Annotated in this window: 14 protein-coding genes; 10 read left to right on the top strand and 4 right to left on the bottom strand. The window is 72.1% G+C overall.

Going from position 1 to position 12,693, the window contains the following annotated elements; all coding sequences use genetic code 11:
* Positions 1-24: 24 nt before the first annotated feature.
* Positions 25-957, bottom strand: coding sequence for a ferritin-like domain-containing protein (locus QRX60_RS48635; RefSeq protein WP_285998237.1), 933 nt, complete (start codon positions 955-957; stop codon positions 25-27).
* Between the two features lie 122 nt (positions 958-1,079).
* Here QRX60_RS48635 and rimP point away from each other — a divergent pair, with 122 nt between their 5' ends.
* The 7 genes from rimP (at position 1,080) to QRX60_RS48600 (ending at position 7,882) form a co-directional block, all read left to right on the top strand.
* Positions 1,080-1,622 (top strand): ribosome maturation factor RimP, encoded by a 543-nt coding sequence (gene rimP, locus QRX60_RS48630; RefSeq protein WP_285998236.1) that lies wholly within the window; start codon positions 1,080-1,082, stop codon positions 1,620-1,622.
* On the top strand, positions 1,619-2,665 hold the full coding sequence (nusA, locus tag QRX60_RS48625) for a transcription termination factor NusA (protein ID WP_285998235.1): 1,047 nt from the start codon (positions 1,619-1,621) through the stop codon (positions 2,663-2,665). Before rimP ends, nusA begins: the two co-directional genes overlap by 4 nt.
* Positions 2,666-2,742: 77 nt before the next feature.
* The gene (locus QRX60_RS48620) at positions 2,743-3,060 is read left to right on the top strand and encodes a YlxR family protein (RefSeq protein ID WP_285998234.1); all 318 of its coding nucleotides are present in this window, start codon (positions 2,743-2,745) and stop codon (positions 3,058-3,060) included.
* Positions 3,061-3,138: 78 nt separating this feature from the next.
* Positions 3,139-6,129: a translation initiation factor IF-2 gene (gene infB / locus QRX60_RS48615; protein ID WP_285998233.1), complete on the top strand. Its 2,991-nt coding sequence runs from the start codon at positions 3,139-3,141 to the stop codon at positions 6,127-6,129.
* A gap of 145 nt (positions 6,130-6,274) precedes the next feature.
* On the top strand, positions 6,275-6,568 hold the full coding sequence (locus QRX60_RS48610; RefSeq protein ID WP_155545954.1) for a DUF503 domain-containing protein: 294 nt from the start codon (positions 6,275-6,277) through the stop codon (positions 6,566-6,568).
* A 9-nt stretch (positions 6,569-6,577) separates the two neighbouring features.
* Positions 6,578-7,054, top strand: coding sequence for a 30S ribosome-binding factor RbfA (gene rbfA / locus QRX60_RS48605; RefSeq protein WP_285998232.1), 477 nt, complete (start codon positions 6,578-6,580; stop codon positions 7,052-7,054).
* Positions 7,055-7,057: 3 nt separating this feature from the next.
* Positions 7,058-7,882 carry an alpha/beta hydrolase gene (locus QRX60_RS48600; RefSeq protein ID WP_285998231.1) on the top strand — a complete coding sequence of 275 codons (825 nt, stop codon included), beginning with the start codon at positions 7,058-7,060 and terminating at the stop codon, positions 7,880-7,882.
* Here the strand turns inward: QRX60_RS48600 and QRX60_RS48595 are convergent.
* Both QRX60_RS48595 and QRX60_RS48590 read right to left on the bottom strand, forming a co-directional pair.
* Positions 7,874-8,497 (bottom strand): class I SAM-dependent methyltransferase, encoded by a 624-nt coding sequence (locus QRX60_RS48595; protein ID WP_285998230.1) that lies wholly within the window; start codon positions 8,495-8,497, stop codon positions 7,874-7,876. The genes QRX60_RS48600 and QRX60_RS48595 overlap by 9 nt on opposite strands.
* Positions 8,494-9,036, bottom strand: a complete 543-nt coding sequence (locus QRX60_RS48590; protein ID WP_285998229.1) for a TetR/AcrR family transcriptional regulator — start codon at positions 9,034-9,036, stop codon at positions 8,494-8,496. Before QRX60_RS48590 ends, QRX60_RS48595 begins: the two co-directional genes overlap by 4 nt.
* Positions 9,037-9,209: 173 nt before the next feature.
* Here QRX60_RS48590 and QRX60_RS48585 point away from each other — a divergent pair, with 173 nt between their 5' ends.
* A complete protein-coding gene (locus QRX60_RS48585) occupies positions 9,210-9,437 on the top strand; it encodes a hypothetical protein (RefSeq protein WP_285998228.1) in 228 nt (75 codons plus the stop codon).
* Between the two features lie 20 nt (positions 9,438-9,457).
* On the top strand, positions 9,458-10,606 hold the full coding sequence (locus QRX60_RS48580) for an SPFH domain-containing protein (protein ID WP_285998227.1): 1,149 nt from the start codon (positions 9,458-9,460) through the stop codon (positions 10,604-10,606).
* Positions 10,607-10,618: 12 nt separating this feature from the next.
* On the opposite strand, the gene QRX60_RS48575 is transcribed toward QRX60_RS48580, so the two are convergent.
* A complete protein-coding gene (locus tag QRX60_RS48575; protein ID WP_285998226.1) occupies positions 10,619-11,650 on the bottom strand; it encodes a TRM11 family SAM-dependent methyltransferase in 1,032 nt (343 codons plus the stop codon).
* 25 nt (positions 11,651-11,675) lie between these two features.
* Here QRX60_RS48575 and QRX60_RS48570 point away from each other — a divergent pair, with 25 nt between their 5' ends.
* Positions 11,676-12,665 carry a DHH family phosphoesterase gene (locus QRX60_RS48570; RefSeq protein ID WP_285998225.1) on the top strand — a complete coding sequence of 330 codons (990 nt, stop codon included), beginning with the start codon at positions 11,676-11,678 and terminating at the stop codon, positions 12,663-12,665.
* Positions 12,666-12,693: the final 28 nt, after the last annotated feature.

The following is a 12,693-nucleotide window of genomic DNA, read 5'->3' as shown; positions in this document are numbered from 1 at the left end:
GCCTTCACGGCTTTTCCGCGGGGCTCAGCTCGTCTGGCCGGGCATGGCGATCGCCACCGGCTTCTGGCCCGCCTCCGCCCGCCACGGCGTCCCGCGCCGCGAAGCCGCCACCAGCGCGTGCAGTGCCGTCGTGCGCAGGCCCCCGTCGTCGGTGTGGTTCACCACCGCCAGCCACGCCGACGCGCAGTCGGCCTCCGCCGTCGCGACCACCAGCGACGCCGACTTCGCATCGGTCACCGGCTTCTTCGGCACGTACGCCGCTTCGGGCGCGACAGGCGTCGCCCCGGACGCGGACAGCATCGTCTGCAGCAGGTCGCGGCGCACCGCGTGCTCCGCGGCACCGGCCTTCTCGGCGTCGCCGAAGTCGCCCGGCAGGAACGCGCTGACCAAGCCGTACACCCAGACAGCGGCGTGCTCGGCGGCGAGCGCGGTCTGCAGCGGGTCCACCGCCTCCGCGGGCACGGCACCGGCGGACGCCACGGGGGCCGGCGCGTCCTCGCCGGGGCCCAGCGCCGGGGCGGTCCGCTGGAGCGCCGCGCAGCCCGCCGCCACCGCCGCGACGAGCCCGGCGCGGTAGCGCGGCAGCCCGCCGACGAGGTCCTCGGCCTGCTTGCGGGCGGTGGCCAGCCGCTCCTTCAGGTCGCCCAAGGCGGCCGGCGCCGGGGGCGTCGGGGACGGCGACGGCTTCGGCCGGTTCAGCCGGTCCACTTCGGACTTCAGCGCGGCCGCATGGGCCGCGCGCGCGTCGGCGAGCTGGCCGGCGGCGTCGGCGTCCTCGCCCTTGGCCAGCGCCCGCGCGGCGGCGGCGTCCGCCTCGGCGGCGGCCAGCAGGGGCTGCAGGGGGTCGGGGCTCTCGTCGTAGCCGGGCCCGCACGCCGCCAGGGGGACGGCCAGCGCGGCCAGCGCCCCCGCGCGGAGGGCGGCTCGACGGGTCAGGTCGGTCGGTCTTCCGGTCACGTCGGCCCATCCTGCCAGGCCCCCGGCGGCCCCCGCCGCTCGCGCGGGGTGACCGGGCGACCGGATAAGCTGGTCCACCACCGCCCCACAGACAGACACAGCTCGAACAAGGAGAGCCCCACGTGCCAGGAGAACTCGCCAGCCGGCTTCAGCCGATAGTGGCCGAAGCCGTCACCGCCGCGGGTTTCGACCTCGACTCGTTCGAGGTGCAGCAGGCCGGCCGGCGGCAGCTGGTCAAGGTCGTCGTCGACTCCGACGACGGTGTCGGGCTGGACGAGGTCGCCGAGGTCAGCCGCAAGGTCTCGGCGGCGCTCGACGAGAACGAGCACGTGCTCGCGAGTGCGTACACGCTGGAAGTCACCTCGCCGGGCCTCGACCGCCCGCTCACCCAGCCGCGGCACTGGCGGCGAGCGCGGTTCCGCCTGGTGAAGGTCTCGCCGGTCGACGGCGCGCCCTTCGTGGGCCGGGTCGGTCACGCGGGCGCGGACGCCGCCCGCGTCCTCGACGGCGGCAAGATCCGCGACGTCCGCTACGCCGACGTGGCGAAGGCGGTCGTGGAGATCGAGTTCAAGCAGCCGCCCGCCGAGGACCTGAAACTGCTCGACGACGACGCGTCCGGCATGATCGCGGCCGGTCAGGCCGAGACGGAGAAGGGGTCGAAGTGAACGTCGACATCGCCGCGCTGAGGGCGATCGAACGGGACAAGGACATCCCCTTCGAAACGGTGATCGAGGCCATCGAGACGGCCTTGCTCACCGCGTACAAGCACACCGAGGGCCACCAGCCGCACGCTCGCGTCGACATCGACCGCAAGACCGGTCTGGTGCGGGTGCTCGCGCACACGCTGACCCACGACGGCCAGGTCGACGAGGAGTGGGACGACACCCCCGAGGGCTTCGGCCGGATCGCCGCCACCACCGCGCGCCAGGTCATCCTGCAGCGGCTGCGCGACGCCGAGCACGAGAAGACCTTCGGCGAGTTCTCCACCAAGGAGGGCGAGATCGTCGCCGGCGTGATCCAGCGCGACGCCCGCGCCAACGCCCGCGGCATGGTCGTGGTCCAGGTGGGGGACACCGAAGGCGTGCTGCCGTCGGCGGAGCAGGTGGCCGGCGAGTCCTACGAGCACGGCAGCCGGATCAAGGCATACGTGGTCACCGTCTCGCGCGGCAACCGCGGCCCGCAGATCACGCTCTCGCGCTCGCACCCCAACCTCGTGCGCAAGCTGTTCGCGCTGGAGGTCCCGGAGATCGCCGACGGCACGGTCGAGATCGCCGCCGTCGCGCGCGAGCCGGGGCACCGCACGAAGATCGCCGTGAAGTCCACCGTGCCGGGCGTGAACGCCAAGGGCGCCTGCATCGGCCCGGTCGGCGCGCGCGTGCGCAACGTGATGAGCGAGCTGGCCGGCGAGAAGATCGACATCATCGACTACTCGGAGGACCCGGCCCGGTTCGTGGGGAATGCCCTGTCCCCGGCGAAGGTTGTTTCGGTACGAGTCGTGGACGAACGGGCGAAGACCGCCCGTGTCGTGGTGCCGGACTTCCAGCTGTCGCTGGCGATCGGCAAGGAGGGCCAGAACGCCCGCCTCGCCGCCCGTCTGACCGGCTGGCGGATCGACATCCGCAGCGACGCCGCACCGGCGGACGACGAGGGTGATCAAGACCACGCCAGTCCGTCGCGGCCCGCCGCGACAACCGGTTCGGCTGAGTGAAGGTCGAAGCGCTAGACTCAGGAGTGGTTCAACGCCCGCGGCGGGTAGCCGAGCACCAGCCCCACCGGAATTCTCCGGTGCGGACTTGTGTCGGCTGCAAGCGGCGGGCATTGATCGGTGAGCTGCTGCGCGTGGTCGCGGTGGCCGGGCGGGTGGTCGTCGACGAGCGTCGGCGGCTGCCGGGCCGGGGAGCATGGCTGCACCCCGACCCGGACTGCCTGGCCAAAGCCGAACGGCGGCGAGCCTTCCCGAGAGCCTTGCGGGCTCCCGGGGCGGTCGACGCCCGCGAGGTCCGCGAGCACGTCGAGCGCACCACTTCGCACCACGAAGCCGGGACGTACCCGGCTTCGCGAGGAACCAAGGAAGCAGGTCGACCCGTCATGAGTCAGCCGTGAAGCTGAAGCCATGAACGCGAGACAATAAGGACGAGGTCAGCGGGTTCTCCGCCTGGCCTCCCCTAGATGAGGAGAGCTGTGCCAGGCAAGGCCCGCGTACACGAGCTCGCTAAGGAGCTCGGCATCACCAGCAAGGACGTTCTCGCCAAGTTGAAGGAACAGGGCGAGTTCGTGAAGTCCGCGTCGTCCACGGTCGAGGCGCCCGTCGCCCGCCGTCTCCGGGACGCGTACGCGCCCAAGGGCGCCAAGAAGCCCGCACCGACCCCCGGTCCGTCGGCGCGCCCCGGGCCCCCGGCCGCCAAGCCGGGCGCTCCCGCGCCCAAGCCCGCGTCGCCCGCTCCCCAGCAGCAGGCGCCCGCGGCGAAGGCCGCCCCCGCGGCGGCCCCGCAGCAGCAGGCACCGGCTTCGAAGCCGGCCGCCGCACCGGGTGCCCGCCCCGCGGGTCCCGGCCCGCGGCCCGGCCCGCGTCAGCAGCCGGCCGCGCCCGCTCCCCAGGAGCAGGTCCCGGCCGCGAAAGCCGAAGCGCCCGCCGCACCCAAGCAGGAGACCCCGGCCGCGCCCTCGGGCAACACCGGTTCGGTCGTCCCGCCGAAGCCGCAGGGCCCCAAGCCCGGCGGTCCCAAGCCCGGTCCGCGCACCCCGCGGGTCGGCAACAACCCGTTCGGCGTCGGTTCCGGCGCTCCGCCGCGTCCGCAGGGCCCGCGCCCGGGTGGCGGCCAGGGCGGCGACAACCGCCCGCCGCGTCCCGGTGGGACCGGTGGCGGCGGTGACCGTCCGGCTCCGCGTCCCGGTGGTGGCGCCGGTGGCAACCGGCCGAGCCCGGGCAACATGCCCCCGCGGCCGAACCCCGGCATGATGCCGGGCCGCACGCAGCGTCCCGCCGGTCCCGGTGGCGGCGCCCGTGGTGGCCCCGGCGGCGGCGCTCGTGGCGGCCCCGGTGGCGGCGGCGGTCGTCCCGGTGGCGGTGGTGGCGGTTTCCGCGGCGGTCCCGGTGGCGGTGGCGGCGGCGGTGGCTTCCGCGGCGGCCCCGGTGGCGGCGGCGGTGGCGGCGGTTTCCGCCCGGGTGGCGGCACCGGTGCCCCGGCAGGCGGCGGCGGTTTCCGTGGCGGCGGCGGTGGCCGTGGTGGCCCCGGTGGCCGTGGCGGCACCGCGGGTGCCTTCGGGCGCCCGGGTGGTCCCTCGCGCAAGGGCCGCAAGTCGAAGCGGCAGAAGCGCCAGGAGTACATGGACAACATGCAGGCGCCCAGCGTCGGCGGCGTCCGCCTGCCCAAGGGGCAGGGCGAGACGATCCGGCTGCCGCGGGGTGCTTCGCTGACCGACTTCGCCGAGAAGATCGACGCCAACCCGGCTTCGCTGGTGCAGGTGCTCTTCCACCTCGGCGAGATGGTCACCGCGACGCAGTCCGTGTCGGACGACATCCTCGAGCTGCTCGGCGGCGAAATGAACTACACGGTTCAGGTCGTCTCGCCGGAGGAAGAGGACCGCGAGCTGCTGGAGACCTTCGACATCACCTACGGCGACGACGCGGGTGGCGAAGAGGATCTGCAGGTCAGGCCGCCGGTCGTGACCATCATGGGTCACGTCGACCACGGTAAGACCCGGCTGCTCGACACGATCCGGAAGACGAAGGTCCGCGAGAGCGAGGCCGGCGGCATCACGCAGCACATCGGTGCGTACCAGATCGAGACCGAGCTCGAAGGCAACCCGCGCCTGATCACCTTCATCGACACCCCGGGTCACGAGGCGTTCACCGCCATGCGTGCCCGTGGTGCGAACTCGACCGACATCGCGGTGATCGTGGTGGCGGCCGACGACGGTGTGATGCCGCAGACGGTCGAGGCGATCAACCACGCGCAGGCCGCCAAGGCCCCGATCGTGGTCGCGATCAACAAGATCGACAAGGAAGGCGCGAACCCGGACAAGATCCGGCAGCAGCTGACCGAGTACGGCCTGGTCGCCGAGGAGTACGGCGGCGACACGATGTTCGTCGAGATCTCCGCGCGGCAGAACATCAACATCGACGGCCTGCTCGAGGCGATCCTGCTGACCGCGGACGCCGCTCTGGACCTCCGGGCCAACCCGGACATGGAGGCCCAGGGTGTCGCGATCGAGGCGCACCTCGACCGCGGCCGCGGCCCGGTGGCCACCGTCCTGGTCCAGCGCGGCACGCTGCGCGTCGGTGACTCGGTCGTGGCGGGTGACGCCTACGGCCGCGTCCGCCGGATGGTCGACGAGCACAACGTCGACGTCACCGAGGCGCTGCCGTCGCGTCCCGTCCAGGTCATCGGGTTCACCTCGGTGCCGGGTGCGGGCGACACCTTCCTGGTGGTCGACGAGGACCGCGTCGCCCGGCAGATCGCCGAGCGCCGCGCCGCTCGCACTCGCAACGCGCTCAACGCGTCGCGCCGCAAGCGGGTCAGCCTCGAGGACCTCGACTCCGCCTTGAAGGAGACGAACAGCCTCAACCTGATCATCAAGGGTGACAACTCGGGTACCGTCGAGGCCCTCGAAGCCTCGCTGCTGCAGCTGGACGTCGGCGACGAGGTCGAGCTGAACGTGGTCCACCGCGGTGTCGGTGGCGTGACCGAGTCGGACATCGACCTGGCGACCGCGTCCGACGCGATCGTCCTCGGGTTCAACGTCCGGGCCCAGGGCAAGGCGACCGAGCGGGCCACCCGCGAGGGCGTCGACGTCCGCTACTACACGGTCATCTACCAGGCGATCGACGAGATCGAGCAGGCCCTCAAGGGCATGCTCAAGCCGGAGTACGAAGAGGTCGAGCTGGGCCGCGCGGAGGTTCGCGAGGTCTTCAAGTCCTCCAAGATCGGCACGATCGCGGGTTGCCTGGTCATGTCCGGCGAGATCCGGCGCAACGCCCGGGCGCGTCTGCTCCGCGACGGCACCGTCGTGGCGGAGAACCTGCCGATCAGCTCGCTGCGGCGGTTCAAGGACGACGTGGTCGAGGTTCGCGAAGGCTACGAGTGCGGTCTGACGCTCGGTTCGTACGGTGACATCAAGGTCGACGACGTCATCGAGACCTACGAGCAGCGCGAGAAGCCCCGCGCGTAGAGGCTGGTTCGGGGAGGGGTGCTCGCGGAAATCGCGCGCCCCTCCCCGCCTCTACGGTGTCCTTTGGGGGTCGAACCCCTCAACCCCCGCCAGGGGGCAAGCTCCCTGGACCCCGAGGGTCCCTACTACACCAACTCATGTGCCTATGTTCGTCGGAGCTCTCGAGCTCGACATCCTGCTCGGCGACGTCCATTCGCTGAAGCAGAAGCGATCCGTGGTCCGCCCGGTGCTGGCGGAGGTGCGCAAGCGCTTCGCCGTGTCAGTGGCCGAAGCCGGGCACACCGACCTGCACCGCCGGACCCTCATCGGGGTGGCCGTGGTCGCCGAAGGTGGCGAGCACGTCCGTGACGTGCTCGACTCGTGTGAGCGGTACGTGGCGAGCCGGCCGGAGTTCGAGCTGCTCACCGCACGCCGCCGGCTGCTCGGTCCAGAAGACTAGGAGAAAGACATGGCTGATCCTGCTCGGGCTCGCAAGCTCGCCAAGCGGATCTCGCAGATCGTGGCGTCCGCGATCGAGCACGAGGTCAAGGACACCCGGCTGGACTACGTGACCATCACGGACACGAAGGTCACCGGCGATCTGCACGACGCCACGGTGTACTACACGGTGCTCGGCGAGAAGCTGGACTCCGTCCCGGACTTCGCCGGGGCCGCCGCCGCGCTCGAATCGGCGCGCGGGATGCTCCGCACGAAGGTCGGGCAGGGCACCGGAGTCCGCTACACGCCGACGCTGACGTTCGTCGCGGACACCATCCCCGAGGAGTCGAAGCGGATCGAGGACCTCCTCGCGAAGGCCCGCGAGGCCGACGCGGAGGTCGCGCGCCGCGCGACCGGGGCCCAGCACGCGGGCGAACCCGACCCGTACAAGGCGCCCCGCGAAGACACCGAAGACGACGAGTTCGTGGAGGAGGAGAGCCGGGGCTGACCCGTGCTCTCCCGCCGCGGCCTGCTCGCCGGCAGCGCTCTGGCGCTGCTGGCGGGCTGCTCGTCGTCACCGTCCGGCCCGCCTCCCGGCCCGGCCGCGGTGCCGGCGCCGACCGGCCCGTCCCCGTTGCGCGACCCGGTGACGGTCCAGCGCATGCGCTCGGCCGCCCGTGGCACGGACGTCGACCTGGTCCTGATCACCCCCGAAGGCGTCCCGTCGTCGGGGCTGCCGGTGTGCCTGGCCCTGCACGGCCGGGGCGCCCGCGCGCGGACGTTCCTCGAACTGGGCGTCCCCGCGGCGCTGACGGCGGCGGTCCGCGCCGGCACCCCACCGTTCGCGGTGGCCGCGGTCGACGGCGACCACTACTGGGTCGACGTCGGTTCCGGCGACGACCCGCAGCGCATGCTCACCGACGAAGTCCCCGGCTGGCTGGCGGGCCGCGACCTGCGGCCGGCCTCGGCGGTGTTCGGCATTTCCATGGGCGGCTTCGGCGCGTTGCGCTTCGCCCGCGCCCACCCGGACCTGAAGGCGGTCGCCACGGCGAGCGCGGCGCTGTTCGTCAGCTGGCCGGATGCCCGCAGCCGCAAGGTGTTCTCCGGCGAGGACAACTGGCGTGCGGAGGAACCGTTGCTGCACACCGCCGAGCTGCGCGCCGCACAGCTCGGCGTCTGGTGCGGTGAGTCGGATCCGTTCCTGGGCGCGGACCGCAAGCTGGTGAAGGCGGTTTCGCCTGCCGTGTCACGGTTTTCACCCGGCGCGCACAAGGACGAGTACTGGCGCGGGATCCTGCCGGACGTGCTGAAGTTCGTGGGACAGCGGCTAAGCTGACGCGCGAGCGAACAGGATCGCTTGCGACACCTTGTTTTCCGGGTCGAGCGCCCACTCCGCCTCGACGGTGAACCCCGCCGCCCGCACCCGCTTCGCCAGCCACCACGGTTGCCGGAGGTGGATGTGGACCCGCATCGGGTGCCCGCCGTACCCCTCCGTCTTCAGCCGGGTCCCCGCGCCGACGTGGTAGCCGATCACCAGCAGCCCGCCCGGCCGCAGCACCCGCCGGAAGTGCCCCAGTGCCACCGGGACGTCGTCGTCCGGGACGTGGATCAGGGACCAGAACGCCAGCACGCCCGCCATCGACGCGTCGGGCAGCGGCAGGTCCGTCATCGAGCCGACCTCGAAGCGCGGTCCGGGGTGGGACCGGCGGGCCAGGTCGATCATCGCCGGGGAAAGGTCGATGCCGGCCGCGTCGGCGCCGAGCGAGTGCAGGTACGCCGTGAAGTGCCCCGGGCCGCAGCCGACGTCCACCGCCGGCCCGTCGACCTGGGACGCGAACAGCGTCAGCGCGGCCCGCATGTGCGGGTGCTTGTCGAGCGCGTCCGCCACGAACTCGGCGTAGCTTTCCGCCACCGTGTCGTACGAGGTGCGGGTGTCCGCGAGCCAGGTCATCGCGCGCGGAGCCCGTCGAGGACCATGCCGAGCGCGCGCCGCCAGCCGGGCGTCGCCGTCGCCGCGGCGAACACGATCGCCAGGTCTTCGCCGCGGAAGTCCGGCCGCAACGCCCCGGCCTCCTGCGCCCGGGTGATGATCCGGTTCATCCGGGAAGCGTTGGCCTGCTTGGCTTTCTCCAGACCGGACGACGGGTCGAACGCTCGCGAGCAGACTTCGGTGAAGCCGCGGTCGCCGACCTGCATCAGGACCGACCGCTCGAGGAAGAGCACGAAACCGTCCCAGGGGTCGTCGCACGCGAGGGCTTCCTCGGTGACCGCCTTCGCTTCTTCGAGCGTCGGCAGGAACGCGGCCTCCACGAGGTCGGCCCGCGTCGGGAACCGGTTGTAGAGCGTGCCGATCGCGACCTCGGCGCGGCGCGCGACCTCGTCGAGCGGGGCGTCGACACCCTTGGCGCGGAACACCTCGCGCGCGGCCGCGACCAGTGCCTCCCGGTTGCGCCGGGCGTCCGCGCGCAGGGGGCGTTGCTCGACCGTCACAGGCCGGAGTATAGCCAAACGGACGCCCGTCTCAGGTTCCTCACGCTCGGGCGGCCCGTCCGGTTGCCCCCTGATCGGAACCTCACAGTGCCGCGCCACCCCGCCCGCCGGGAGCACAATGGGGTGAGCGGGGGTGCCCCGCGTCGAGGTGGCCCACCGAGGGAGGCCGGCCCATGCACTCCGACCTGTCGCCGTCGGGCCGAACCGGAGTCCTCCTGGTCGGAACCCGCGGGCAGCGTGGTCCCGGGGAGGTGCTGATCAGGATCAGGGGTGGCTTGGAAACCTTCCTGGCCTGGTCCGACACGGAGCTGCCGAAGGGGACGACCGTCCTGGTCGTCGACACCCGCGGACGGCGCACGGTCGACGTCGTGGCATGGGACGTCTCGGAACCCACTTCCTAGTGCTCGCGGAAGGACAATCGATGTTCGGTTATCGCGTGCCGGCCCCCAATGAGGCGATGCTGATTTCGGGCGGCAAGAACAGCAAGGGCACGTCACCGTTCCGGGTCGTCACCGGCCACGGCGCGTTCGTCATGCCGGTCTTCCGGAAAGTCCGGTTCCTCACGCTTTCCATGTGTGAGGCCGAAGTGACCGAAGTGTGCGTCACGAAACAGGCCATCGCCCTGACCGTGCGGGCGGTGATCGCGTTCAAGGTCGGCAACGACACCGAGAGCATCGTCAACGCCGGCCAGCGGTTCCTCTCCGACCAGGACCAGATGTCCGTGCTGACCGGCCGCATCTTCTCCGGTCACCTGCGCTCGATCATCGGGTCGATGACCGTCGAGGAGATCATCACCGAGCGGCAGAAGCTCGCGACCGAGGTGCTGGACGGCTCGGCGGTGGAGATGGCGAAGATCGGCCTGTCCGTCGACGCCCTGCAGATCCAGTCGATCGACGACATGAAGCTCGGCTACATCGCCGCGATGGCCGCGCCGCACAACGCCGCCATCCAGCGGGACGCCCAGATCGCCCAGGCCGTGGCGAACCAGGCCGCGGCGGAGGCCGAGCAGAAGTCGCAGCGGACGCAGGCGGAGTACGCCCGGCAGACGTCGATCGTGCAGGCGCAGTACCGCGCCGAGGTCGACAAGGCCCAGGCGGAGGCGGCCCAGGCCGGACCGCTCGCGCAGGCGAAGGCTCAGCAGGAGGTCATCGACGCGCGGACCGAGCTGGCCCAGCGCGAGGCCGAGCTGCGCCAGCAGCAGCTGGTGGCCGAGGTGATCAAGCCGGCCGACGCGGAGGCCGAGCGGATCCGCATCCTGGCGCTGGCCGACGCGGAGAAGATGCGCGTTCAGGCGGAGGCGGCCGCGTCGAACAACCGGGTCGCGCTCGACCGGATGCTCATCGACCAGCTGCCGCAGATCGTCAAGGAGGCCGGGCGCGGCCTGGCCGGCGCCAACGTCAACATCCTCAACGGCGCCGACGGCCTGGGCGAGATGGCCGCGGGGCTCGTCGGGCAGGGACTGTCCATTCTGGACTCGGTGAAGCGCGGCCTGACCACGCCGCCGCCGGCGCCCACCGGGGCACCGGAAGAGAACGGGCAGGCGCCCGTGCAGGGGGAGCTCACCCAGTAGCGCTTTGTCGACTCAGGAAGCGGGCTTCACGGCGACGACCAGGTCACGCAGGATGGCCTGGTCCACCCGGTGGGTGAACTCCGCCCACGGCCCGCCTTCCCGGACGTCGAGCCCGGCCTTGCGCAGCACCGCGACCAGTTCCTCGCGCGGCAGCACGGTGGTGTTCCACGAGATGCCGAGCGCGCCGCCGGGCCGCAGCACGCGCGTCCACACCGGGACGGCCGCCGCGAGCAGGTCGCGCGGGCTGCGCTGCAGGCCGGCTTCGCGGTGGCTGCCGTGCTGCACGCCGTACGGCGCGTCGGTGACGATCACGTCGCACGAGTTCGCCCGCAGCACCTCGTCGGTGGTCAGCGTGTCGGCCTGGAAGTAGGTCAGCTTGCGGGTCTCGCCGGCTTTGTAGTCTTCCTTGCTCAGCGCGTACTCGATGTCGAGCCGGCGCCCGAGCCGGACCTTGTTGCGCCGCAGCTGTCCCGACTCGGCGGTGTGCTTGACGCGCTTGTTCCGCAGCCACGTCTTGATGAACGCCTCGTAGGCCTCGAAGTCCTTGGCGTCGACGTCGAGGCCGGTGGCGTGCAGGCCGTACATGATCGCCTGGTTGAGCGTGGTGCCGCGGCCGCACAGCGGGTCGAGCAGGTACTTGGGCTTGTCCGAGAACGGATCCGCGGTCGCCAGCAGCGTGACGTTCAGCAGGAGCTTCGTGAACGACTCGTTGGTCTTGCCGGCGTACTTCTGGATGGTCAGCAGGTCCGAGTCGGCCTTCGCCAGCGGCGTCACGGTGACCGGGCGCAGGACGCCGTCACCCAGCTCGAACAGGGCGTACAGCGACGACAGGTTCGACAGCAGCGCGAGGTCGCCCTCGCCGAGGGGCGCCGAACTGGTGAAGCGCACGTAGCCGACGCCGCCGAGCTCGATCTCCTCGATCCCGGACAGCTCGGCCGACAGCGCCGCGCCGAAGACCGCCAGCTCGGCGCGCAGCAGCGCGGGGGAGGAGGCGGCGTAGACCCGATTGGCGGACGGGTGGACCAGGATCACGTACTCAGGCATCCCGCAGAGCGTAGCGTGACGCACCGTGACCCCTACTTTGGCGCAGGACATCCGGGACGCGGCCGCGCTGCTCGCGTCGGCCACCGACGTGACGGTGCTCGGCCACGTCCGCCCGGACGCGGACGCCCTCGGCAGTGCGCTCGCCCTCGGCCGGGCGCTGCACCTGCGCGGCGCGAAGGTGCGCGTCTCCTTCGGTGAGCCCGACGAGGCGCCGGAGTCGCTGCGGTGGCTCGACGAGGACGGCCTGCTGACGCACCCGGACGACCTGCCGGACACCGAGGCCCTGCTGGTCTGCGTCGACACGCCGGTGCCGAAGCGGCTGGGCCGGCTCGCCGGGCGTGTCGAGCTCGCCGGCTCGGTGCTGGTGATCGACCACCACGCGACCAACACGTTCTACGGCGGCTGCAACGTGGTCGACGAAACCGCCGAAGCCAGCGCGATCCTCGTGTTCCGGATCCTCGACGCGATGGGCGTCGAGCCGGACGAGCCGATCGCGCGCGGGATCTACGCGGGGATCGTCACCGACACGAGCGGGTTCCGCCGGGCGAGCCCGGAGACGCACCGGATGGCGGCGCGGCTGCTGGAGGCGGGCGTCGACGCCGAAGCGGTGGTGCGGCGGATCGTCGACGAGCGGCCGTTCACGTGGCTGCCGATGCTGTCGTCCGTGCTGCGCGAGGCCGAGCTGGAGCCGGAAGCCGCGCAGGGCCGGGGTTTCGTGCACGCGGTGGTCCGCGTCGACGCGGCGCGGACGGTGCGCGCCGAAGAGGTCGAGTCGGTGATCGACGTCGTCCGTTCGGTGCGCGAGGCGGCGGTGGCGGCGGTGCTCAAACAGGACTTGGCGAACCCGGCGCAGTGGCAGATCTCGTTGCGCTCCATCGGGATCGACGTCTCGGCGGTGGCGGCGGAGTTCGGCGGCGGCGGGCACCGGCAGGCCGCGGGCTGCACGATCGAGGGCAGTGCCGAGGACGTCGTGGCCGGGTTGCGGGAGGCGCTGGAGCGGGCGCCGCTGCTCTAGCGCCTTCGCCCCGACGACGTGAATGACT

Origin of the sequence: Amycolatopsis mongoliensis (genome assembly GCF_030285665.1) — a bacterium.
Taxonomy (GTDB): Bacteria; Actinomycetota; Actinomycetes; order Mycobacteriales; family Pseudonocardiaceae; genus Amycolatopsis; species Amycolatopsis mongoliensis.
This window is presented reverse-complemented; position numbering and strand designations above follow the sequence as displayed.